A 22,204-nucleotide genomic window follows, 5' to 3' on the forward strand; every position below is an offset into this window, starting at 1 on the left:
GTTCGCACGTGGCGGACGCCAAGAGCAAGGCCAACAACAGCGGGCCCAAGGAATACGGTGCATCATCGATCACCGTTCTCGAAGGGCTTGAGGCCGTCCGGATGCGGCCGGGTATGTACATCGGCTCCACCGGACCGCGGGGACTGCACCACCTGATCTGGGAGGTCGTCGACAACTCCATCGACGAGGCGATGGCGGGTCACGCGACCGGCGTCAAGGTCACGTTGCTGGAGGACGGCGGCGTCGAGGTCATCGACGACGGCCGAGGCATCCCCGTGGAGATGCACGAGCAGGGCATGCCCACCGTCCAGGTCGTCATGACCCAGCTGCACGCGGGCGGCAAGTTCGACTCGGACTCCTACGCGGTGTCCGGTGGTCTGCACGGTGTGGGCATCTCCGTGGTCAACGCCCTGTCCACCCGGGTCGAGGTCCAGATCAAGCGCGACGGACGCCTGTGGAAGCAGGACTTCGACATGGCGGTCCCGGCCGAGCTGGTCGACGCCGGCCCCGCCGAGGGCACCGGGACCAGGGTCCGGTTCTGGGCGGATCCGACGATCTTCGAGAGCACGGAGTACGACTTCGACGTGGTGGCACGCCGCCTCCAGGAGATGGCGTTCCTCAACAAGGGACTCACCATCACGCTCACGGACCGGCGGCCGCGTGCCGAGAAGGCCGCCGAGCTGGACGCGATCGCGGACAGCGAGGGCAGTGGCGCGGAGGCGGCGCCCGGTTCCGACGAGGGGTCGGATCTCGCCCACGCGGTGGATGCCGAGCAGGCGTTCGCCGAGGGCGCGCAGGCTTCCGACGCCGTCGAGGCGACGCACGTCGAGCCGGTCAAGGTCCGCGAGCGCAAGCGCACCTTCCACTACCCGGACGGTCTCAAGGACTACGTCACGGCGATCAACAAGTCCAAGACCTCGATCCACCCCACGATCCTCTACTTCGAGGGCAAGGGGCCCGGCCACGAGGTCGAGGTCGCGATGCAGTGGAACTCCGGTTACTCCGAGTCCGTCCACACCTTCGCCAACACCATCAACACCCATGAGGGCGGCACCCACGAGGAGGGCTTCCGCGCCGCGCTGACCTCCCTGGTCAACAAGTACGCGCGCGAGAAGAAGCTCATCAAGGAGAAGGACCCCAACCTCACGGGAGATGACATCCGCGAGGGCCTGGCCGCCGTGCTCTCCGCGAAGATCTCGGATCCGCAGTTCGAGGGTCAGACCAAGACCAAGCTCGGCAACACCGAGGTCAAGGGTTTCGTTCAGCGACAGGTGTCGGAGCACGTCGGACACTGGTTCGAGGCCAATCCCGCCGAGGCCAAGGTCATCATCAACAAGGCGATCGCCTCGAGCCAGGCCCGCGTCGCAGCACGCAAGGCCCGCGAGATGGTGCGGCGCAAGTCGGCCACCGACATCGGCGGCCTGCCCGGCAAGCTCGCCGATTGCCGCTCCAAGGATCCGGCGAAGTCCGAGCTGTACATCGTGGAGGGCGACTCCGCCGGTGGCTCGGCCAAGTCGGGTCGGGACTCGATGTTCCAGGCGATCCTGCCGCTGCGCGGGAAGATCATCAACGTCGAGAAGTCGCGGATCGACAAGGTTCTCAAGAACGCCGAGGTCCAGGCCATCATCACGGCGCTGGGAACCGGCATCCACGAGGAATTCGACATCGACAAGCTGCGGTATCACAAGATCGTGCTGATGGCGGATGCCGACGTCGATGGTCAGCACATCTCCACGCTGCTGCTGACACTCATCTTCCGGTTCATGAAGCCGCTGGTGGAGAACGGGTACGTCTACCTGGCGCAGCCGCCGCTCTACAAGCTCAAGTGGGGCAAGGGTGAGCCCGACTTCGCGTACACGGACCGCGAGCGGGACGAACTGCTCAAGATCGGCCTTGAGAACAAGCGCAAGATCAACGTCGACGACGGCATCCAGCGCTACAAGGGCCTCGGCGAGATGAACCCCAAGGAGCTGTGGGAGACCACGATGGATCCCGCGGTCCGCACGCTCCGCCAGGTCACCCTCGACGACGCCGCCGCGGCGGACGAGCTGTTCTCGATCCTCATGGGAGAGGACGTGGACGCGCGCCGCAACTTCATCACCCGCAATGCACGCGATGTGAGGTTCCTCGACGTCTGATGGCGTGCCGGGGAGGCACGAGAAACGAACGGGCACAGAGAAGCGGGAATGCTGGCCGTGACCACGGGGATCCGGCCGGATCCCGGGTGTCCCGGGCCCTCGGGGGTGGCATGATCATCTGGTGACACACGCCGCTCTCATCGTCCTCCGCCGTTCCGCGGTGATCCTCTCGTGCACGGCGGCGATGGTACTGACCGGCTGCGGCGACGACGTCTCGGGACAGGGGTCCCTGGACACCGAGCCGGACGCGACCGCGGGTATGCCGTACGTGGGGGCCGAACCGGGTGGAGGGACACCGGTCGAGGGAGTCGCGCCGCCGCCGGCGGGCGTAGTCGTCGACTACCAGATCGGCGGCTCCTACCCTCCCGCGTCGGACGTCGACGTGGTGATCCGCGACCGTTCGGGCCAGCCGGCGGACGGCGTCTATTCGATCTGTTACGTCAACGCCTTCCAGGCCCAGCCCCACGAGGCGTCGTTCTGGGAGGAGCGCCATCCGGATCTGATCCTCAGAGCCGGGGACGGGGTCGGGGACGCTGTCGAGGACGAGGACTGGGGCGAACCCTTGCTGGACATCTCCACGGACGCGAAGAGGGCACGGCTGGTCGAGATCGTGGACGGGTGGCTGGCGGGCTGCGCCGAGCGCGGTTTCCGGGCCGTGGAGCCCGACAACCTCGACTCGTGGACGCGGTCCTCCGGGCTCCTGAAGAGGGATGATGCGGTCGAGTACGCGCGCCTCGTGGTGGAGCGGGCCCACGCCCGTGGTCTGGCCGTGGCGCAGAAGAACGCGGCCGAACTGACCGATGACGAGATCCGCCGGATCGGCTTCGACTTCGCGATCGCCGAGGACTGCCAGAGGTACTCCTGGGGACGATTGTCGGAATGCGACCGCTACCTGTCCGTCTACGGCGACCGCGTGATCGAGATCGAGTACACCGACGGCTCAGGGGAGTTCGACGCCGCGTGCCGGGCCCGGGGTGACAGGATCTCGATCCTCCTGCGCGACCGGGACGTCGTACCGCGGGGCGAGCCCGGGTACGTCAGCCGGCACTGCTGATCGTGGGCCGGTCGGCGTTGAGGTACTCGACCGACCCCCACGGGTGGGGCAACCCGTCCGCAGCGAGACCCACGAAGCCGGCGCCGAGTTCGGCAGACCTCTCCACGGCATCCCGGACCCGCTCCGGAGGGCAGTCATAGATGAGATGCCAGAGTCTCGCGGGATCGACGTCGGGCACCGGGGGCGCGGGTGCCGTCAGATGGGTCTCGAGGTCGGTCTCCCGCACGCAGGTCACATCGAGCAACCGGAGGACCCTCGGATGCGGGACCGTCCCCGGGTTGCCGGCGAGCATCGCCACACCGTCACGGCGCAGCGCGTTCGCCAGGTCGGTGAAGAAGAGGAGCGCGTCGACGTCGACGCGCCCGTCGGGCCCGGTGCCGGAGATCACCTGGTCGAGGAAGACGGAGGTGACGCCGTAACGGTCACGCCACAGTCGCGCCTCCGCCCGGACGTCGTGCACGTCACGACGTCCGTAATCGGTGTCGACGTAGCCGAGGAGCGTCGCGGGAGCACTGTGGTCGCGGGCATTGTCGTGGCGGGCATTGTCGTCGCGGGCACTGTGGTCGCGGGCGTGAAGGGCCTCGGCGAAGACCGGGTCGGGTGCGTGGCCCGGGCCGGAGTCGACGTTGACGACGACGAGGTCGGCGGCGCCTGGACGGAGCACCCGCTCCCAGAGTGCGGAATCCACCACGGGATGGACGTAGAGCGGGACCGCGGCCCGTGGAGCGCTCACCAGCTGTGGGGGTGGAGCGCGGCGGTGACGGCGTGGTACACGGCGAGCAGGCAGGCTCCGCAGAGCATGGCGACGCCGACGGGGACGGGGAACCCGAACCTGAGGGTGGCGAAACCCAGGCACGCCAGCCCCGAGATCCACACGGCCTCGGCGACGCGACCGGCCCTGAGGACGATCGCGGAGCCGAAGGCGAACACAGCGAAGACCGGCGCCACCACCACCAGCACGACGACGTCGGGAACGAGCCCGGACGCGGGGTCGTCGGCGACCCCGAGGATCCGGTCGACGATCCAGGTCGCGGCTATCGTCGCCGCCGCGATGGCGGCGAGGTACATCAGTGTTCTGACGAGGACACCGTTGAGGACGGACCGCCAGCGGCCGGAGCGGTAGGACAGCGACTTCAGCCTGATGCCCAGGTCCTCGATCGCCGGATCGCACAGGGCGGCGGCGAGGATGACCGCGATGGACAGCGGGATGCGGTCATCGGAGTCCGCGAGGTTGAGGGCCATGAGGAGGGCACTCGACATGAGGATCGCCTGGCTGGCTCCGTCGAATGCCGCGCGGGCGTCCTCACGGGAGGGCAGTGTCGGTGGGTCGACGGTCGTGGCCCTGTAGGTGCGGGCGGCGAGCAGGGCCCCTCCGATGGAGAGGACGCCGAGTGCGATGACCGGCACCAGGGCGGCACCCAGGAGTGAGGCGGCGACCGCGACGGTGGCACACGCGCCGGCGAGTGCCGTGAGCAATCGGAGTCCGCCGAGCACGGACACGATGGTCAGGGACGCGGCGTACAGGGTCCAGGCGGAGCACAGCGCCGCCGTGGGGATCAGTGGTGCGTTCCCGAAATGGGCCGTCGCGAGGGTCACCCCGGCGACGAGAGGAGTAGCCACGAGCAGGGCGACCCCGACTGATACCCGTGCGGCCCCGGGAAGGTCACCCAGGCCCGATCTTCGCCACGTGACGAATCCGAGTAGCTGTCCGAGGATCCAGCCGGAGAGCCCGGTGGCGACGATCGCGAGCGACAGATCCGGTCCCGTTCCCACTGCCGCGGGAGCACAGAGTGCCATGACGACGGCGCCGGCGAGAAGGAGGATGGCGCGGATCCATCCCTGGCGGTGGGCCCGTGGTCGCAGGCTCACCGTCCCGGATGCCCCGGGAGCGAGAGTGGGCAGCGTGCGGGCGTACTCGTAGACGTCCCGCGCCCCGTGACGGCGGGCGAGGGCGTCGCCGAATCCCGATGCCTCCAGGTGGGCGGCGACGTCGAACCGGTCGACCGCGCGGCCGACCAGGTCGTGGTGGTCGTCGAGCGGGACCGGGGCGACCACCAGCGGCCTCGAGGGCAGTGGCGACCGTGCGACGGTGCCGGGTGCGGCGAATGACTCACTCATGACGCCATGCCGGCCACGTAGGCGAGGTCATCGCTGGTCGAGGGGGCGACGTGCAGATCGACGGCGATCTCGTACCACTCCCGGAAGGCGTCGATACAGCTGTCCAGCGCGAACGACTGCAGGGCGTGCTCGCGGGCTCGTCTGCCGGTCTCCTCGCGCAACGCGTCGTCGGTGAGGAAGCGCAGGCATTCCTGTGCGAACGCGTCCGGGTCCCGTGGTGGCACCAAGCCGCCGAGCCGGCCGTCGCTGCCAACGGCCTCGGAGACCCCGCCGACGTCGGTGTTCACGGTGACCCGGCCACACATCATGGCCTCGATCGTGGTGAACGGGAGTCCCTCGGACACGGAGGACAGGGCGACGACGCTCCCCGCTTCGACCGCGGGTCGCGGGCCCGCGGTCGGCCCCTCCCAGGTGACCCCGTCGCCGATTCCCAGTTCGTCGATGGTCGCCTCGATCTCCTGCTTGTAGCCGGCGTTGCCGGCGGGGCAGGGACCGAAGATCCGCAGGCGGGTCTCCGGTAGGGCCGCCCTCACGACGGCGTACGCGCGGACGAGCGTCTCCAGGTCCTTGAGCGGGTCGATGCGTCCGACGAAGCTGATCGTGGGGATTTCGGGTTCGGGTCCGACGGGGGTCATGGTGGAGGTGTCGACCCCGTTTCGAACGGTGTGGATCCGGGCCGGGTCCGCTCCCAGGCGAACCGCCCATCTCGCGTTGAAATCGCTGACCGGAAGGAGTAGATCCGCCTCGTCGTAGACGAGCACACACAGGGCCCGCAGGGCCGTGCACACGGCGTAGCGGGCCGACCACCCCAGCTGGGTGCCGGCGAGCGCAAGATAGCGTTCCCGCAGGTACACCCCGTGCTCTGTGAGGACCAGGGGCACACCGTCCCGCCACTTCCGGGCGAGTCCGACCAGCGCGGCGCTACCGTTCGAGGAGGCGTGGACGAGGTCCACCTCTCCGAACTTGACGTCGGTGGCGCATAACGCGCGGTCGACGAGCGTCGCGGCCTCCACCGCGTCCCCCACGCTGAGCCGGGCGGACCGGTCCAGCGCGGGGGAGTGGGCCCACCACGCGTCGAGCAGGGCCTCGGCCGAGCTCTCCGTTCCCAGGAGACGGAAGAGATCGCCCCGGCCGGCGTCGATGAGCTCGCGGAGAGCCGCCGACAGCCGGCCGGGATCGTGGTGGACGGTTCCGTCGGTGACGGCGATCGTCCCCGCGGGCGGCAGGATGGCCGCCCACATCTCCCGGAGGGCGGACCGCACCCGGGCCCGTCGCCGCCTGGCCAGGAGCTGGCCCTCCGGGAGACCCGCCCGGACCGGAGCCCACACGGGATACAGCGTCGTGGCTCGCACCTGGGCCGGGACCTCCCAGGTGATCGGGGTGCGGCTGGCTCCGGTAAGGGTGACGACCTCCCAGGTGTGGTCCGGCATCCCCTTGATCATCTGGTCGCACCAGGTACTGACGCCCCCCGTGTTGACCGGGTAGGTGCCTTCGTTGAGCAGAGCGATTCGCATGTTCTCAACCGATCGCGGACGGGCCCTCGCCCATGGCGCCGACCCTGGTGGCGTCGTTGACAGGCGGGATCACGACGGAGACGTCAGCGGGAGCGGATGCGACACCGACCCTGTCCGTCTGCGGGAGCATGCGCGCCGCGACGCCCGGCTCGGACTCGTCTCCGGTGGGGGTGAGGAATCCGGCGTCTGCCCCGAGGTCGATGGTCACCGACCCGCCGGGGGCCACCCTGACCCATCCGGACTTCGCTCCGGCGTAGTCGGAACCGGTCAGGTTCGACCCGACAGGTGCCGTCACCGGGACCTCCACGGCGGCGCCGCCGGCATTGGTGATGACCAGCGTGCGGCCGCTCACCGTGGCGGTGACCTCGTCGACGGACTCGGCCCATGCCGCGCGGCGCTGCATCTCGAGCCCGAGCTCCGCGTGCGACGGGTTCTCCAACGGAGTGGAGTCGGCGAACAGATCCCGGTAGTCACGGACGAGTGTGTCCAGCACCGGGTAGAGGATCTGGTCGCCGGTGAGATTGGACTGGTGGACGTAGTGCGGACGCGGGTCCATCCCGAGGGCGTGGCCCAGGGCGTGGCGGGCCTCCTGCGGCGCGATGTAGGAGTCGAACCCGGTCGCCGGGTCGAGCGGTTCGATGCAGGTGGCGGCATCGTTGTCCTCGCAGATCCCGGACCCGCCGTCGGCGCGCGTGGTGTAGATCCAGTTGTACTCGTCGGCCGCGTTGTACTTGGTCGAGGTGTTGTAAAAGATGTTCATCGGGTGACGGGGGACCGTGAGTGCGGTCCCGACCCGGCGCTGGGCGGGCTGGACGGAGGCGTCGGCGCCGACCCAGGTCACGCCGGTGGTCTCCATCGCCGCCGCGAGCGCGGGGTTGTCGACTCTGGCCGGGCCGGATGCGAGCCCTGAGTGCTCACCGGTGACCAGTTCGGACGGGTCCACCTGCACGTCGTTGTCCCGAGCCCAGTCGAGGTTCTTCTGGATCTGCTCGGTGATCTGGGCCTCGTTCAGGTTGTCGAGGTTGGTGTGGTCCCAGGTGTGGTTGATCCAGCGGAACTCGTCCCTGGCCGCGAGCAGCGCGTCCGTGAGCGCGTCGCCGTCCCGGGCGCCGAAGGCGTTGAACGTCATGTCGAGTTCGATACCGTTGGCGTCCTCCCAGGTCCGGGCGGTCTGCACGTCGTCCTCGGTCATGCGGGAGCTCGCCAGGTCGCCGGGTCCGGGCTCGACGTTGCAGCCCGCCCCGAACGTGCAGTCGCCCTCGGGGTTCCACTCGTCGTCGGCGAGGAAGACGTCGTCGATCTGGACGTTGAAGGTGTTGCGGTACATCGAGGTCGACACTCCGCGGGTCAGCCACGAGATCATCCCGTGCGAGAGCACCTTGAACTGCTCCTGGTACCTGTTCATCGCGACGGTGATGATGAGGCGCTCGCGGGGGCCCTGGGTGTGGACGCCCATGATGGTGCCCTCGGTACCGCCGCCGGCAATGGTGAGCAGGGGTCGGAAGGTCGATTCCGGGCCGTCTGCCGCCGGCGAGCTGGGCACGGCCCACGACTCGGGAATCTCCGCGTCGAGGTCGTCGAACTCGACCGGTCCGTCGAGGTAGGACCACTCATCGCCGAGGGCCGCGGAGGTCAGGGTGGGGCTCGTGCCGTCCAGCGCCAGGCCGTTCGTCGCCGAGATCATACCGACGGCTTCGTTCGGGGAGGTGAATGCCACCATCTCGCGGATCCCGTAGTCGGCGGTGAAGGCGTCGATCACGGCGTTCTCGTCGGGAGTGAGCCCGGGGCGATCGGCCGACACGGACACGATCCCCATGTAGTTCGCGGTCGTCGTCGCGTCGTCCGCCAGCATCTCCCTGCTGATCTGCGGACGCCCCGGCTGCGTCACCGGGAACCGTTCGACCTCGACGCCCTCCGCGGCGAGCCGCTCGGCCATCGCCTCCGCCGAATAGGAACCGTCGTCCAGCACGAGGACGCGGAGCTCGACTGTCGATTCCTGCGCGGTGGGCGGTGGCGTCGTCGTCGGAGCCGTGCTCGACGTCGGCGGAACGGAGCCGCCCGAGCCGGACGATCCGAGTGAGCCCGTCTGGGCGGCGGCGATGCCGACCAGCGGGGCGGTGATCGCCCCGGTGAAGGCGAGGGCGGCGACGGTGCGGAAGCTCGTGCGCTGAAGGGGCGAGAGCCCCCGGCCCGAGCCACCGCCATGGGTGGTGATGGACATGTAATTCCCCGTTGTAAGTGCCGCCACTCCCGATCCCCCTCGGGAGTGGCGGCGTCCCCCGAAGATCGGGCTCATCACCCGATCTCCTCGCACGGTGATCCGTGCGACAAAGGAAGTGTGCGCGTGAGCAGGGGCTCATACAACACCTGAGATAGAAAAGTTGCCCTAGAAAATCCGTTCACTATAAGACAAATATTATTTGGCTGGCGGCGGTCGTCTGGGCGGGGACCACGTGGCAATGGTGGACGTGTCAATGGCCAATGATGGGCGGTCAACCAGTGTGAGCACGATGTTCACGGCGTTCCGGGCAACGCCCGGCGTCGTACGTTCTCATGAGCAAAAATGAGGAAATCATTACGAAGGGACATGCTGGACGCTCGACCATTAAGAACACGTCGCGGGCGGCCGACGGGCCGGGGGCGAACGCGCCGGGCATGGCTTCCCCCCGATCGGGTCACTCGTCCGGCAGCCGGCCGGCCGGGTGGAGCCGACGGAGTCGACCGCGGCGCCGGGTCCTCCGGGGCCCGCGAGGCGGGTGCGCGGGCCTCGGGAGGCCCCCGAGTCGCCGACCCCCCGCGCGCCCGTGCCGGTGTTTTCGCTGGACCTATAGACTGGCCGGGTCGGAGCGTGCCCTCGTGGTGCCGCTTCGAGCGCGAGACGAAGAGGAGCCCATGACGGACACGACGTTGCCGCCCGAAGCCGGGGGTCACGACCGGATCGAGCCGGTCGACATCCAGGCGGAGATGCAGAGAAGCTACATCGACTATTCGATGAGCGTCATCGTCGGACGAGCGCTACCTGACGTCCGGGACGGGCTCAAGCCCGTCCACCGCCGGATCCTCTACGCGATGTGGGACAACGGGTACCGGCCGGAGCGCAGCTACGTGAAGTCGGCCAAGCCCGTGGCCGACACCATGGGTAACTACCACCCCCACGGTGACTCGGCGATCTACGACACCCTGGTGCGCCTCGCCCAGCCGTGGGCGATGCGCTACCCGATGGTCGACGGCCAGGGGAACTTCGGCTCGCGCGGCAACGACGGCGCCGCCGCCATGCGCTACACCGAGTGCAAGATGACCCCGCTGGCCATGGAGATGGTCCGGGACATCGACAAGAACACGGTCGATTTCCAGCCCAACTACGACGGCAAGACGTCCGAACCGGTCGTCCTCCCGTCGCGCATCCCCAATCTGTTGGTCAACGGCTCCAGCGGCATCGCGGTCGGTATGGCCACCAAGATGCCGCCGCACAACCTGCGCGAGGTCGCCGAGGCGATCTACTGGTGTCTGGACAACCCTGACGCCGACGAGGAGGAGACCCTCGCGGCGTGCATGGATCGGATCAAGGGTCCCGACTTCCCCACCCACGGCTTCATCGTGGGCGAGCAGGGGATCAGGGACGCCTACACGACCGGCCGCGGTTCGATCCGCATGCGGGGCAAGACCTCCATCGAGGAGGAGGGCAACCGGACGGTCATCGTCATCACGGAGCTGCCCTACGAGGTCAACCCGGACAACATGATCCTGTCGATCGCCGAACAGCTGCGTGACGGCAAGATCGCCGGCATCTCGAAGATCGACGACGAGTCCTCGGACCGGGTCGGCCTGCGCATCGTGGTCACACTCAAGCGTGACGCAGTGGCCAAGGTCGTGCTCAACAACCTCTACAAGCACTCGCAGCTGCAGACGTCGTTCGGCGCGAACATGTTGTCGATCGTGGACGGTGTTCCCCGGACCCTGGCCATCAACCACCTCGTGCGGTTGTACGTCACGCACCAGATCGAGGTCATCGTCCGGCGGACCCAGTACCTGCTGGACGAGGCGGAGAAGCGCGCCCACATCCTGCGCGGCCTGGTCAAGGCGCTGGACGCCCTCGACGAGGTCATCGCCCTCATCCGCCGTTCGGAGACCGTCGAGGTCGCGCGCGAGGGTCTCAAGGACCTGCTCGACATCGACGACGACCAGGCGCAGGCCATCCTGGACATGCAGCTACGCCGCCTCGCGGCCCTCGAGCGGCAGAAGATCGTCGACCAGCTCGCTTCGATCGAGCTCGAGATCGCCGACTACAAGGACATCCTCGCCAAGCCCGATCGGCAGCGCGCGATCGTCGCCGACGAACTCCGCGAGATCGTCGAGAAGTACGGGGACGACCGCCGGACCAGGATCATCCCGGCGGACGGGGACGTCACGGACGAGGATCTGATCGCCCGCGAGGACGTCGTCGTCACCATCACGGAGACCGGTTACGCCAAGCGGACCCGCACCGACCTGTACCGCGCCCAGAAGCGCGGGGGCAAGGGTGTGCGCGGCGCGGAGCTCAAGCAGGACGACATCGTCCGGCACTTCTTCGTCTCCTCCACCCACGACTGGCTGCTGTTCTTCACCACCAAGGGCCGCGTCTACCGGATCAAGGCCTATGAGCTGCCCGAGGCGAACCGCACCGCCCGCGGTCAGCACGTGGCCAACCTCCTGGCGTTCCAGCCGGAGGAGCGCATCGCCGGCGTCATCCGGATCAAGGGCTACCAGGACGCGCCGTACCTGGTGCTGGCCACCCGCAACGGGCTGGTCAAGAAGTCCCGGCTCGAGGACTACGACTCGCCGCGCTCCGGCGGTCTGATCGCCGTGAACCTGCGCGACGGCGACGAGCTGGTCGGGGCGGCGCTGGCCGGACCCGACGACGACCTGCTGCTGGTCTCGGAGAAGGGCCAGTCGATCCGGTTCCACGCCAACGACGACACGCTCCGCCCGATGGGCCGAGCGACCTCCGGCGTGATGGGCATGCGGTTCAACGACGGCGACGCCCTGCTGAGCATGTCCGTCGTGCGAGCCGAGTCGTCCGACCAGGAGAAGTACTTCCTCCTGGTGGCCACCGAACGCGGCTACTCCAAGCGCACCGCCCTGAGCGAGTACACGGCCCAGGGCCGGGGCGGCAAGGGCGTGCTCACGCTCATGTTCGACCCCAAGCGCGGGAAGCTCGTCGGTGCGACGATCGTGGAGCTGCAGGACGAGCTCTACGCCATCACCTCCAGCGGCGGTGTCATCCGCACGTTCGCCAAGCAGGTCCGCAAGGCGGGCCGACAGACCAAGGGCGTGCGGCTGATGAACCTCGCCGAGGGCGACTCGCTACTGGCCATCGCCCGCAACGCCGACGAGCCCGACGACGAGGACCGGTCCGCGGCCGAGTCCGCCAAGGAGGAGTAGGCGATGACCGAGCCGACCGATCCAGCCGACCGGACCGACCCGACCGAGACGTCCGACGCGGTCACAGACGGCCCAGCGCACGGGGGGTCGTCCCCGGCGCCCGGTTACGGCGGGTCGGGGGCCGGCACCGGCGACGCCGGCACGTCGGCCACCACCGCCTTCCCGGTGGCCACCCAGCATCGCGCCGAGGGCGCGAACGGGGGCGTCTCCAAGGCGCACTCGGGGGGCGCGGCCGGGCGAGCCGCACCGATCGTCCCGCCCACCGAGCGCCGGGGCCCCATGGAGTCGGTCCTGGTGCTGCGCCGGATCGACCCGTGGTCGGCCTTCACCACCGTGCTGGGGCTGATGTTCGCCCTCTACCTGGTGTGGATGGTGGCCATCGGGGTCACGTACCTGCTGCTGTCCGGGATGGGCGTGTGGGACCGGCTCGGGGGCCTGTTGTCCGGCGTGGCGGGCGACGAGTCGGCAGCCGTGATCGGGCCGTCGACGATCTTCCTCTACAGCGGCGGAGTGGGACTGCTGAACGTGCTCCTGCTGTCGATCCTGGCCACGCTCGCGGTGTTCATCTACAACCTCGCGGCCGGCCTGACCAGCGGCGGCGTGCAGGTCACGCTCGCCGATCCCCGGTACTGACGGTGCCCCCGGCGCCCGGCCGAGGGTGCCGATTTGGGCGGTGGCGCGGACGTCGGGTAGATTGACCTCTCGGTACGAGGGCCTATAGCTCAGGTGGTTAGAGCGCCAAACTGATAATTTGGAGGTCGGAGGTTCAAGTCCTCCTAGGCCCACTCCGCCAGGCAGACGCCGGATCCGCTCGATGCGGTCCGGCGTTTATGCTTGGAGGTACGGGGCCTTAGCTCAGTTGGTAGAGCGCTGCCTTTGCAAGGCAGATGTCAGGGGTTCGAATCCCCTAGGCTCCACTCACCCGCCGCCCGGCGCGCCCGCCCGGCAGGCGCCCTCCCCGGCGGATAGGGAGACCGTGCACCCCACCCCTCGCGCGTCGTGGCCCCCGTTCGTGCTCATGGCCCTCGTAGTGACCGTGGCCCTCGCGTCCAGCGCCACCCCGTCACCGCTGTACGTCGACTACCAGCAGGACTGGGGCGTCGGTGGCACCGCCATCACCGTGGTCTACGCCGTGTACGCCCTCGCGGTCCTCGTCCCCCTGCTGTTCCTCGGGAGGGTCTCCGACGCGATCGGGCGTCGCCCGGTCATCCTGGCGGGCCTGACGCTGCTCGCGGTGAGCATGGGCATGCTCGCCGCCGCCGGATCCGTGGCCTGGCTGATCGCGGCCCGCGTCATCCAGGGTCTGGCGGTGGGTCTCATCACCGGGTCGGCGACCGCCGCACTGATCGAGCTCCATCCGACCCGGGATTCGCGGGTGGGCGCCCTGACCAGCAGCTCCACCACCAACTTCGGCATCGCGGCCGGAGTGCTCCTCGCCGGGGTGGTGGCCACCTCGTCGTCGTCACCCCTCGTCCACCCCTACCTCGTGATCGGGGCCGCCACGGTCGCGTTGCTCATCGGTGTGGCCACGATCGTTCCCGAGACCGCCGGTGGATCGGGGACCCTGCGCGACGCGCTGCGGGTGCGTCCGCCGTCGGTGCCGCCCCAGGTCCGGTCCGTCTTCGCGCTGGCCGCGGTGTGCGTGATCGTCTCGTGGTCCGTCGGCGGGGTGTTCCTCGGTCTCGGCGGCGCGATCGCCCGTGACCTCATGGGTGCGTCCGATTACCTCGTGACCGGCCTGGTGGTGGCGGCCCTGCAGGCGGCGGCCGGGGTCGCGCAGTTGGTGTGGAACCTGCGGTCCGGGCCGTCGCGGTGGCGGCGAGGGGTGGTCCTGGGCGTGCTCGCGCTCGTCGCGGGGCTCGTCTTCGCCTCGGTCTCCCTGGAGGCCCGCACGGTCGTCGGCTTCATCGCCGCCGCGGGGCTCACCGGCCTCGGGATGGGCCTGCTGTTCCTCATGGGCAACACCCTGGTCGCGCAGAGCGCGCCGCAGGCGGTGCGGGGACAGGTGTTCTCGGCCCTGTTCGTGGTGGCCTACATCTCGCTCGGCGTGCCGGCGGTGATCGCGGCGGTCATCGCCGAGGGCATCGGACTGATCCCGGCGTACCACGTGCTGGCGCTCGCGGTCGGCGTGATCGCGGTGGGTGCACTTGTCGCGGTGGCGCGGCCGGGAGCGGGCGGACGGGCCCGGCGGTCGGGGTCCCGCGACTAGTCGCGACTGCTCAGCGCCTGCGCGGCCGCCGCCAGCCCCAGTGCCGCCAGTCCCGTGCGGAGCCGGTCCGTGGCCATCAGCGCCCTGATGCGCGGCCCGGTGACCTGCTCCCGGGCGATCCCCACGTGCAGCGGGACCACTCCGGCGGTGATGGCCGGGACGGCGACGCCCGTGGCGCACGCGAGGAGGGTGGCCCCCAGACCGCTGCGCTCGGCCGAGCGGACCGACCCGTAGGCCGCCCAGGCCGCCGCCCCGAGGCCCGTCGCGTACAGCGTGAGGGCGACGGGGGCGATGCGGCGGGCGTGATCGGCCTGGCGCTCGGCGATGCCGTGGGTGGAACCGTCGAACAGCTGGGGATAGACCACCGAGGTGACCATCGACTGGAACCCCAGGTGGACCGCGGACGTGGTCAGCAGCGCGAGGCGGCCCGCGCGCAGGATCGGGTCCGGTGTGGGGCCCGCGGCCGCGGGGCGTCGGCGGTACATGGCTGCCACGCTACCTCTCGCGGGACCGTCCCAGGAGGGCCCGACCCTCGCCGTCGTCGGTCACGGCGCGCGCGGTGCGCAGCACGACCCGCCACCCGCGGTCCGGCGCGTCCACCCGACCGCGCCGCTCCAGCTCCCACCGACTCGCCGTCACCCGCATCACCGTGTAGCGCCCGGGGCGCGACGAGCGCACCACGAGCTGGGTGTAGCCGGTCGCCACCGCGCGGTCCCCGTCCAGGAGCACCACCGGCAGGCCGGGGACGTGCCCGCACCCGTGCGCGATGAGCCCCTGGTGCGCGTCCCCGTGCACCATCTCCCGCAGACCCTCGTGCCCCTCGAGTACGCCGGTGTCCACGTCGTAGACGCCGTCGTCGGTCCACAGTTCGGCCACGCCGTCGGCGTCGCCGGAGTCGACGCGGGGGGAGTAGGAGGCCAGTAGGCGCAGTACGGCCAGCTCATCGGCCGCGCGGGCCAGCTCGGCCCGTGCGGTGGCGAGACCGGTCTCGGTCGAGGTGAGCCTCGCCTCGAGCGCGTCCAGACGGGCGGTGTCGGAACCATCAATCATGAACCCGACATTAATGCACTAACTGAAACACGTTACAAGTAGTGTGCACACCATGACGGACAAGAGTGCAGACAACCGTCCCGCCGTGATGACGGCGGACGTCATCGTGGTGGGGATGGGAATCGCCGGCGCCTGCGCGGCGATCGAGGCCGCCGAGGCCGGGTCGACGGTCATCGCGCTGGAGGGCGCCTCCGGACCGGGCGGCTCCTCGGCGCAGTCGGGCGGCGAGGTCTACCTGGGGGGCGGCACGGCCACCCAGCAGGCCCTGGGCATCGCCGACACCGAGGAGGACATGCGCGCGTTCCTCCTGGCCGCGCTCGGGCCCAACGCCGACGAGGCGAAGATCGCCGACTACTGCGCGGGGGCCGTCGAGCACCACGACTGGCTGGTCTCGCACGGAGCGGTGTTCAACCGGAAGTTGTGGGACACCCCCACCTGGATGCCGGGCGACGACTCGGGCCTGATGTGGATGGGGGAGCGGGCGGAGCCCTATGCGTCCCTGGCCACCCCGGCAGCGCGCGGTCACCGGCCGCCCGCCCCGAACTTCGCCGGGAACGTGCTCATGGACTCCCTCGTGGCCACGGCGCAGAAGGCCGGCGTCGACCTGCAGTGCGACGTCAAGGCGCGTTCGCTCATCGTCGAGGACGGACGCGTGGTGGGCGTCCGGGCCACGCAGTTCTCCGAGGAACGCGAGTACCGCGCCACCGGCGGCGTCGTGCTGGCGACGGGCGGGTTCGTGGACAACGACCGGATGCTCGAACAGTGGGCGCCGCAGCAGCTGGGCAAGGACAAGGTCTCCGACGGCCGCGACGACGGCTCCGGCATCGAGATGGGCATCGAGGCCGGCGCGGCCGTGCGCCGCATGCACCAGACCGAGACCGCGATGCTCGTCATCCCCCGCCTGGTGGTGGGCGCGATGCTCGTCGACGGCGACGGGCAGCGCTTCATCAACGAGGAGGTCTACCCGGGCCTGTACTGCCACGCGGCCGTGTATCACCGCCGCCCGCCGGTGTGGGTGATCATCGACGAGAAGGGCATCGAGGACGTCCCGGAGTCCGAGCTGTGGGGTATGCAGCCCATGCACGCCGCCGAGATCATCGAGGAGCTCGCCGCCGACTGCGGGTTGCCCGCCGATGCGCTGGCCGACCAGTTGCGCCGCTACAACGCCGGCGCCGAGCGTGGCGAGGACCCGCAGTTCGGCAAGAACGCCCGGTGGGTGCGCCCGCTCGAGCCGCCGTTCGGTGCCTACCCGACGGGTGCCGGGGGGCCGGACACCTTCAACGGCCTGCCCCTCAAGGCGCAGGGGTTCACGCTCGGGGGACTCCACACGGACCTGCAGTCGCGCGTGCTGGACCGCGCGGGCGAGCCCATCGCGGGCCTGTTTGCGGCCGGGCGGTGCACGCACGGTCTGCACGGCGACGGCTACATCTCGGGGACCTCTCTGGGCGACGGCTCGTTCTTCGGCCGGCGCGCGGGCCGCGGTGCGGCCGGGGTCACCGACACGGTGGCGGCCGGCGATGTGACCGGGTCGGCGCCGGCATGAACGACCCGGTGACCGTCGAGCCGGGGACTGTCGAGCCGGTGACCGTCGTGCGGCGCGACCGGCCGACGGTGGATCTGGGGCCGTTGGACCCGGCGCGCGGTACTGGCCGTCCGGTCGACAGGGACGACGACGACGAGGCCGGCCTCTACGCCCTGGTGGAGCAGGTGCGCCGGATCCGCGCGCTCACCACCGGCGGCATGTTCGACACCGACCTGGGCCCGCTGACCGATCGGATCCGCAGGGTGGCCGACGAGCTGGAGGCCGCGTCGGCGAGCCCCGAGCAGCGGCAGGAGGTCAACTGGCGGGAGCGTCGGTACGCCTCCAACTGCCCGATCATCGGCCGGTCCAACGTCCTCGCCCCGCCGGCCGAGTTCGAGTTGCTGGACGACGGGACGCTCAGGGCCGAGATGACGCTCGGGCTGGAGTACCAGGGCCCCCGGGGTGTGTTCACGGCGGTGTCGTGGCCCTGCTGTTCGACGCGGCGCTGGGCCGGGTCAACCACCACGCGGGGACCACCGGGATGACGATGTACCTGGACCTGGACTACCGCAGCCCCACGCCCATCCTCGAGCCGATCGTGGTGACCGCCCGTCAGGTCCGGGTGGACGGCCGGAAGGTGTGGTCGCAGGGCGCGGTCCACGCGGGAGATCGCCTCTGCGCCACCGCCGAGGGGCTGTTCGTCATGCCCGCGGAGTGGGTGGCGGCGTACCGGCAGCACCGGGATGAGGGCGCGGGCGAGGGCTGACGCCGGGGCGCAGAGTAGATTCTGTTGCCGTGACGACCGACTCCGGCCCTTCCGACCCCACCGCCCCGGGCGACCGCCCCCTCGGCACCGCGGACCCCGCCGGTGCGAGCGATGAGGGCACTCCCTTCCTGCGCCAGGACCCCGATGCGTCCGGCGCGACCGAGCTGGCCCGCGAGCTGCGCCGACTCCGCGGCCTGGTCGCCGGGTCCGTCTACGAGGACGTCCACGACGCCGTGGCCACCGTGCGCGGGTTGGTCGAGCACCTCGAGACCGTGGGCACCGTGGTGCGGCCGTCGGAGTACGCCACCTGGGGTGTGCCGGAGCACCTGGCGGCCAACCCGGCGACCGGCAGCCGGAACCCGGTGTCCCCGCCGCTGGAGCCGGTGGTGTTCCCCGATGCGACCGTGCGGGCCGACCTCACCCTGGGTATCGAGTACCAGGGGCCTCCCGGCTGCGTCCACGGCGGGATCGTCGCGCTGATCTTCGACGAGATGCTGGGGCTGGCGAACGCCGCGTCGGAGAGTGTCGGCATGACCGCGGACCTGCGCATCTCGTATAAGTCGCCGACGCCACTGTTCGCCCCGCTGCGGTTCGAGGCGCGGCAGGAACGGGTGGAGGGCCGCAAGATCTGGGCGACCGCGACCCTCCACACCGGCGAGACCCTCTGCGCGACGGCTGAGGCGTTGTTCATCGAGCCGAGGGGTATCCGGGACGCCGACCGCGGCCGGCCCATCGAGGGCTGACAGTGATGATGTGTGTAGTGGTTCTTCGGGCGGGTCTGACTCACGGGCTGACCGTCGCGGTGGCTGACTAGAAGCGGATTTGTCGGCCCGCTCGGGGGATCGCTACGCACGCGACCGGACGGGCGTTTGTGACCTCATAGAAGCTTGGTTCAGAAGCCCCGCCACTGTCTTGTCCGCCCGCCTGGCCGGCGCGTGCTGCCCCACCGGGATCAACGAGAAAGGCAGCAGTGACCATGATGTCCGATCAGCACGTGCATGTCATCGCCGGAGTGGATACGCATGGCCAGACCCATCACGCGGCGGTGATCGACTCCCTCGGGCGGCATCTGGCCGACCGAGAGTTCCCGGCCACGGGTTCCGGGTACCGGCAGCTACTTTCATGGCTCGGCGGCCACGGCACCGTGCAGGCCGTTGGGGTCGAGGGCACCGGAGCCTACGGCGCCGAGCTGTCTCGGGTGCTGGCCCGGGCCGGACTACCGGTGGTCGAAGTCGACCGACCCGACCGCAAGACCCGGCGGATGAAGGGCAAGTCCGACCCGATAGACGCCTATGCCGCTGCTACCGCGGTCGCCTCCGGGCGTGCCACTGGCGTGCCGAAGACCCGCGACGGGATCGTGGAGGCCGTCCGGGCCTTGCGTGTGCCTCGGCGCTCCGCGGTCAAGGCCCGCACCCAAGCGATCAACCAGGCCAGGCAGCTGGTGATCACCGCTCCGGAGGAATTGCGAGCCCAGTTGCGTGGCCTGCCCGCCCGCGAGCTGGCCGTAGTCTGCGCCCGGTTCCGTCCCAGCGACCTCGCTAGTCCCCTCGGCGCGACCAAGGCGGCACTACGCATTCTGAGCCGCCGGATCCTGGCACTGAGTGAGGAGATCGCCGACCTCGACGTCGAGCTAAAAGCCCTGACCGCGCAGACGGCTCCGACCCTGATGAACCGCATGGGCGTGGGACCTGACGTCGCCGGGCAGCTTCTGGCCACCGCGGGCGACAACCCAGACAGGCTGCGCTCCGAAGCGGCGTTCGCGCACCTGTGCGGCGTGGCCCCGATCCCTGCCTCTTCAGGACGACGAGACCGACACCGACTCAACCGCGGTGGCGACCGGGCCGCGAACCACGCCCTGCATACCATCGCACTGAGCCGCATGCGATGGGACGAACGCACCCGCTCATACGTTGACCGACGAACCGCGCAAGGCCTGTCCAAGAAAGACATCATGCGCTGCCTCAAACGCCACATCGCGCGCGAGATCTACCATGCCCTGATCAACGACCTACAGGCTCGCGACCCCGCCACCAAAGCACCGACCACCGCCGACCTCGCCAAAGCCGCTTGACATCCATAGGAGCATCCGCGGCCGGGCACCGACGCGTGCGTCGCGTCGGACTTCAGTTCCCGCGCAGCGCCGTCATCCGCTTGTGGGATCCGGCCACGATCCGTCCCCGGTCGACGCCGGAGGAGAACTCGACGCCCTTGCGGTTGTTCTCGCCGCCGCAGACGTGGATCGGGCCGTTGCCGATGGACGCCAGGACCTCCTCGGCGACCTCGGTGGGCTCACTGACGGTGAAGCCGGGCAGGTCCATGTCCAGGCCGGCGCGGATCATCGCGGGGGTGCGGACGACGCCGAGGATGACCTCGACGACGTCGACGCCGTGCTCCCGCATCTCGAGCCACAGGCCCTCGACGAAGACCCGGCTGAACGCCTTGGCCGCGGAGTACACGCTCATGTCGGCGTGGCCGAGGTAGCCGGCCATCGAGCCCATCACCACGATGCCGCCGCGGCCGCGGGCCTTGAGGGCGGGGCCGAACTGCCGGATGATCTGCATCGGCGAGGTGATGTTGAGGTCGATGACCTTCTGAACCTGGGTCATGTCGGACTCGACGAACTCGGAGCCGTACGTGTTGGCGCCGGCGTTGAGGACGAGCAGCCCCAGGTCGAGGCCCTCGCAGGCCGCGGCGATGCCCTCGGTGGCGCCGGGCTCGGTGAGGTCGACGGACACGACCCGGCACTCGACGCCCTTGGCGCGGACGGCCTCGGCGGTCTCCTCGAGGGGCCCGGCCTTGCGGGCGACGAGCACGGAGGACACGCCCTGATCGGCGAGGCGGAACGCGATCTCGGCGCCCACGCCCTCACTTCCGCCCACGACGAGGGCCCACGGGCCATAGGTAACGGGATCGAACGGCTTCGGATTGACAGGTGTCGACATACTCTAAGAGTATGACCAAACAGAGCGATCGTCCCGGATTCGGTGGAGTACCCCTCCCGGGGTTGGATCCGGACCAGTTCTCCCTCGACGCCGCGCGGAGCCGGTTCGGGGACTCCTTCGACCCGATCCCCGTCCCCGAGCTGCCGCCGGCGGACCCGGAGTTGGACCGCGCGGTGGCCGAACTGCGCAGGTTGCGGGAGGCGACGGCGGCGTTGGCGCACTCCGAGGTCGAGCTCGGGGACATCGCCGACCGCCTGGCCGAAGTCGCTGATCTGCTGGAGCCGCGAGTCCCATCGCCCTCACGTCGGCTGGAGAACATGTGGACGGGTGCCGGGACCCGTCGCTCGAACCCGGTCGGCGGGCAAGAGAACCCGATCGCCCCGCCGGTGCAGTTCCACGGCTGTGACGACGGGTCGGTGATGGCGGAGGTGACCCTCGGTCCCGTCTACCAGGGCCCGCCGGCGTGTGTCCACGGGGGGATCAGCGCGCTCGTCATCGACCACATGATGGGCTTCGCCAACCACTGGGGTGGCCGCTTCGGGATGACGGCGCACTACGAGATCGACTATCGCTCGCCCACGCCGCTGCTCCAGCCGCTGACGTTCCGGGCCTGGGTGCACGAGGTCGACGGCCGCAAGACGTGGACGCACGCCACCATCCACGCCGGCGACCGGCTGTGCGTGGAGGCGCGGGGACTGTTCCTCGAGGCGAGCGTCCCGGTGCCGGGACAGCCGGGTGCGCGGTCGACCATCGCCGACGGCGCGTAGAGCGCCCCGGCCCCGCGGGGCCGGGGGCTCACCCCTGGACGTCGACCTGAATGACCTTCTGGAGGTACGGGGCGATGACCTCGGTGAGGCCCGACGCCAGCTGGTCGGGGTCGTTGGGCGGCAGTGAGATGAAGCTGATGCCGATCCGGGCGATGATCGACGCCGCGAGCCGTGCCTGGGCTTCCTCGATGCGCATCCAGCTGTCGGACAGGGCGGGGGTGAGCACCTCGGTGGCCCGTTCGATGAGCGGCCCGGCCTCGGTCGTGATGAGGCGCAGGAGGTCCGGTTTGATGTCGCCGGTGAGCAGGGCGCGGACCAGCGGGTCGTTCCGGCTCGACAGGAGGAACCCGTTGATCCCCTCGTTCAGCGCGGTGTCGATCTGCCCCGGGTGGCGGATGATCGAGTCGCGGATCTCCCCGGCGAAGGTCTCCGACAGCTGGAGTGCGTACGCCTGGGCCAGTCCCTGACGGTTGCCGAAGGTGCTGTACAGGGTCTGCCGGCTGAGACCGGCGGCCTGGGCCACGTCGGACATGGTCACCGAGGACCAGTCGTGCGAGCCCAGCAGCTCGTGCATGGCCTCGAACACGGTGGAGCGCAGTGACCGACGCTCCCCGCGGGGGTCGCCGGGGGAGCGTCGGTCACTTGTGGGGCGGTGACGGGGCATGGTGTCCATTGTTCCTGATCCCGTGGGCCGGGCGGCGGA

At 69.9% G+C, this 22,204-nt stretch carries 19 protein-coding genes and 2 tRNA genes; 13 read left to right on the top strand and 8 right to left on the bottom strand.

Going from position 1 to position 22,204, the window contains the following annotated elements; translation table 11 throughout:
* Positions 1-8 precede the first annotated feature (8 nt).
* Positions 9-2,138 (top strand): DNA topoisomerase (ATP-hydrolyzing) subunit B, encoded by a 2,130-nt coding sequence (gene gyrB, locus NR111_RS09175; protein WP_256820633.1) that lies wholly within the window; start codon positions 9-11, stop codon positions 2,136-2,138.
* Between the two features lie 121 nt (positions 2,139-2,259).
* Positions 2,260-3,192 (top strand): endo alpha-1,4 polygalactosaminidase, encoded by a 933-nt coding sequence (locus tag NR111_RS09180; protein ID WP_256820634.1) that lies wholly within the window; start codon positions 2,260-2,262, stop codon positions 3,190-3,192.
* Here the strand turns inward: NR111_RS09180 and NR111_RS09185 are convergent.
* Genes NR111_RS09185 through NR111_RS09200 form a run of 4 tightly spaced genes read right to left on the bottom strand, consistent with a single transcriptional unit; the run spans position 3,176 to position 9,045 of the window.
* Positions 3,176-3,925, bottom strand: a complete 750-nt coding sequence (locus tag NR111_RS09185; protein WP_256820635.1) for a spherulation-specific family 4 protein — start codon at positions 3,923-3,925, stop codon at positions 3,176-3,178. The genes NR111_RS09180 and NR111_RS09185 overlap by 17 nt on opposite strands.
* Positions 3,922-5,310, bottom strand: coding sequence for a hypothetical protein (locus NR111_RS09190; protein ID WP_256820636.1), 1,389 nt, complete (start codon positions 5,308-5,310; stop codon positions 3,922-3,924). Before NR111_RS09190 ends, NR111_RS09185 begins: the two co-directional genes overlap by 4 nt.
* A complete protein-coding gene (pelF, locus tag NR111_RS09195) occupies positions 5,307-6,824 on the bottom strand; it encodes a GT4 family glycosyltransferase PelF (RefSeq protein ID WP_256820637.1) in 1,518 nt (505 codons plus the stop codon). The genes NR111_RS09190 and pelF overlap by 4 nt, the downstream gene beginning before the upstream one ends.
* Positions 6,825-6,828: 4 nt before the next feature.
* Positions 6,829-9,045 (bottom strand): hypothetical protein, encoded by a 2,217-nt coding sequence (locus NR111_RS09200; RefSeq protein ID WP_256820638.1) that lies wholly within the window; start codon positions 9,043-9,045, stop codon positions 6,829-6,831.
* Positions 9,046-9,716: 671 nt separating this feature from the next.
* Between NR111_RS09200 and gyrA the strand changes: the two genes are divergently transcribed.
* The 5 genes from gyrA to NR111_RS09225 all read left to right on the top strand — a co-directional run bounded on the left by gyrA (position 9,717) and on the right by NR111_RS09225 (position 14,454).
* Positions 9,717-12,245: a DNA gyrase subunit A gene (gyrA, locus tag NR111_RS09205; RefSeq protein WP_256820639.1), complete on the top strand. Its 2,529-nt coding sequence runs from the start codon at positions 9,717-9,719 to the stop codon at positions 12,243-12,245.
* A gap of 3 nt (positions 12,246-12,248) precedes the next feature.
* A complete protein-coding gene (locus tag NR111_RS09210; protein ID WP_119193000.1) occupies positions 12,249-12,878 on the top strand; it encodes a DUF3566 domain-containing protein in 630 nt (209 codons plus the stop codon).
* Positions 12,879-12,956: 78 nt separating this feature from the next.
* Positions 12,957-13,030 (top strand) — tRNA-Ile (locus NR111_RS09215).
* Between the two features lie 59 nt (positions 13,031-13,089).
* A tRNA-Ala gene (locus NR111_RS09220) sits at positions 13,090-13,162 on the top strand.
* A 59-nt stretch (positions 13,163-13,221) separates the two neighbouring features.
* On the top strand, positions 13,222-14,454 hold the full coding sequence (locus NR111_RS09225; protein WP_119192999.1) for an MFS transporter: 1,233 nt from the start codon (positions 13,222-13,224) through the stop codon (positions 14,452-14,454).
* Here the strand turns inward: NR111_RS09225 and NR111_RS09230 are convergent.
* Both NR111_RS09230 and NR111_RS09235 read right to left on the bottom strand, forming a co-directional pair.
* Positions 14,451-14,939: a hypothetical protein gene (locus NR111_RS09230; RefSeq protein WP_119192998.1), complete on the bottom strand. Its 489-nt coding sequence runs from the start codon at positions 14,937-14,939 to the stop codon at positions 14,451-14,453. The two genes, NR111_RS09225 and NR111_RS09230, sit on opposite strands and share 4 nt — an antisense overlap.
* Before the next feature lie 10 nt (positions 14,940-14,949).
* Positions 14,950-15,504, bottom strand: a complete 555-nt coding sequence (locus NR111_RS09235; protein ID WP_132063472.1) for a nuclear transport factor 2 family protein — start codon at positions 15,502-15,504, stop codon at positions 14,950-14,952.
* A gap of 52 nt (positions 15,505-15,556) precedes the next feature.
* On the opposite strand from NR111_RS09235, the gene NR111_RS09240 reads away from it, so the two are divergent.
* From NR111_RS09240 to NR111_RS09260, 5 genes are all read left to right on the top strand, one after another.
* Positions 15,557-17,047 (top strand): FAD-dependent oxidoreductase, encoded by a 1,491-nt coding sequence (locus NR111_RS09240; RefSeq protein ID WP_067720258.1) that lies wholly within the window; start codon positions 15,557-15,559, stop codon positions 17,045-17,047.
* Positions 17,044-17,571, top strand: a complete 528-nt coding sequence (locus NR111_RS09245; RefSeq protein WP_227022303.1) for a hypothetical protein — start codon at positions 17,044-17,046, stop codon at positions 17,569-17,571. Before NR111_RS09240 ends, NR111_RS09245 begins: the two co-directional genes overlap by 4 nt.
* On the top strand, positions 17,508-17,792 hold the full coding sequence (locus NR111_RS09250; RefSeq protein ID WP_363425887.1) for a hypothetical protein: 285 nt from the start codon (positions 17,508-17,510) through the stop codon (positions 17,790-17,792). The genes NR111_RS09245 and NR111_RS09250 overlap by 64 nt, the downstream gene beginning before the upstream one ends.
* Positions 17,793-17,821: 29 nt before the next feature.
* Entirely contained in the window at positions 17,822-18,535 is a 714-nt protein-coding gene (locus NR111_RS09255) for a PaaI family thioesterase (RefSeq protein WP_067720214.1), read from the top strand.
* Between the two features lie 236 nt (positions 18,536-18,771).
* Positions 18,772-19,863 (top strand): IS110 family transposase, encoded by a 1,092-nt coding sequence (locus tag NR111_RS09260; protein ID WP_216824158.1) that lies wholly within the window; start codon positions 18,772-18,774, stop codon positions 19,861-19,863.
* 52 nt (positions 19,864-19,915) lie between these two features.
* Here NR111_RS09260 and NR111_RS09265 read toward each other — a convergent pair whose 3' ends face one another.
* Complete coding sequence (locus tag NR111_RS09265; RefSeq protein ID WP_067719997.1) at positions 19,916-20,734, bottom strand: SDR family oxidoreductase; 819 nt, start codon at positions 20,732-20,734, stop codon at positions 19,916-19,918.
* A gap of 11 nt (positions 20,735-20,745) precedes the next feature.
* On the opposite strand from NR111_RS09265, the gene NR111_RS09270 reads away from it, so the two are divergent.
* On the top strand, positions 20,746-21,501 hold the full coding sequence (locus NR111_RS09270) for a PaaI family thioesterase (protein WP_067716530.1): 756 nt from the start codon (positions 20,746-20,748) through the stop codon (positions 21,499-21,501).
* Between the two features lie 28 nt (positions 21,502-21,529).
* On the opposite strand, the gene NR111_RS09275 is transcribed toward NR111_RS09270, so the two are convergent.
* A complete protein-coding gene (locus NR111_RS09275) occupies positions 21,530-22,165 on the bottom strand; it encodes a TetR/AcrR family transcriptional regulator (protein ID WP_253702050.1) in 636 nt (211 codons plus the stop codon).
* Between the last annotated feature and the right edge of the window lie 39 nt (positions 22,166-22,204).

The organism is Dietzia sp. Die43, from assembly GCF_024519835.1.
Classification (GTDB): Bacteria; Actinomycetota; Actinomycetes; order Mycobacteriales; family Mycobacteriaceae; genus Dietzia; species Dietzia kunjamensis.

Coding starts and splice junctions, on each gene's coding strand:
- NR111_RS09190 (WP_256820636.1), bottom strand. CDS start 5,310: ATGAGTGAGTCATTCGCCGCACCCGGCACCGTCGCACGGTCGCCACTG.
- pelF (WP_256820637.1), bottom strand. CDS start 6,824: ATGCGAATCGCTCTGCTCAACGAAGGCACCTACCCGGTCAACACGGGG.
- NR111_RS09200 (WP_256820638.1), bottom strand. CDS start 9,045: ATGTCCATCACCACCCATGGCGGTGGCTCGGGCCGGGGGCTCTCGCCC.
- gyrA (WP_256820639.1), top strand. CDS start 9,717: ATGACGGACACGACGTTGCCGCCCGAAGCCGGGGGTCACGACCGGATC.
- NR111_RS09210 (WP_119193000.1), top strand. CDS start 12,249: ATGACCGAGCCGACCGATCCAGCCGACCGGACCGACCCGACCGAGACG.
- NR111_RS09230 (WP_119192998.1), bottom strand. CDS start 14,939: ATGTACCGCCGACGCCCCGCGGCCGCGGGCCCCACACCGGACCCGATC.
- NR111_RS09235 (WP_132063472.1), bottom strand. CDS start 15,504: ATGATTGATGGTTCCGACACCGCCCGTCTGGACGCGCTCGAGGCGAGG.
- NR111_RS09240 (WP_067720258.1), top strand. CDS start 15,557: ATGACGGACAAGAGTGCAGACAACCGTCCCGCCGTGATGACGGCGGAC.
- NR111_RS09245 (WP_227022303.1), top strand. CDS start 17,044: ATGAACGACCCGGTGACCGTCGAGCCGGGGACTGTCGAGCCGGTGACC.
- NR111_RS09260 (WP_216824158.1), top strand. CDS start 18,772: ATGTCCGATCAGCACGTGCATGTCATCGCCGGAGTGGATACGCATGGC.
- NR111_RS09265 (WP_067719997.1), bottom strand. CDS start 20,734: ATGTCGACACCTGTCAATCCGAAGCCGTTCGATCCCGTTACCTATGGC.
- NR111_RS09270 (WP_067716530.1), top strand. CDS start 20,746: ATGACCAAACAGAGCGATCGTCCCGGATTCGGTGGAGTACCCCTCCCG.
- NR111_RS09275 (WP_253702050.1), bottom strand. CDS start 22,165: ATGCCCCGTCACCGCCCCACAAGTGACCGACGCTCCCCCGGCGACCCC.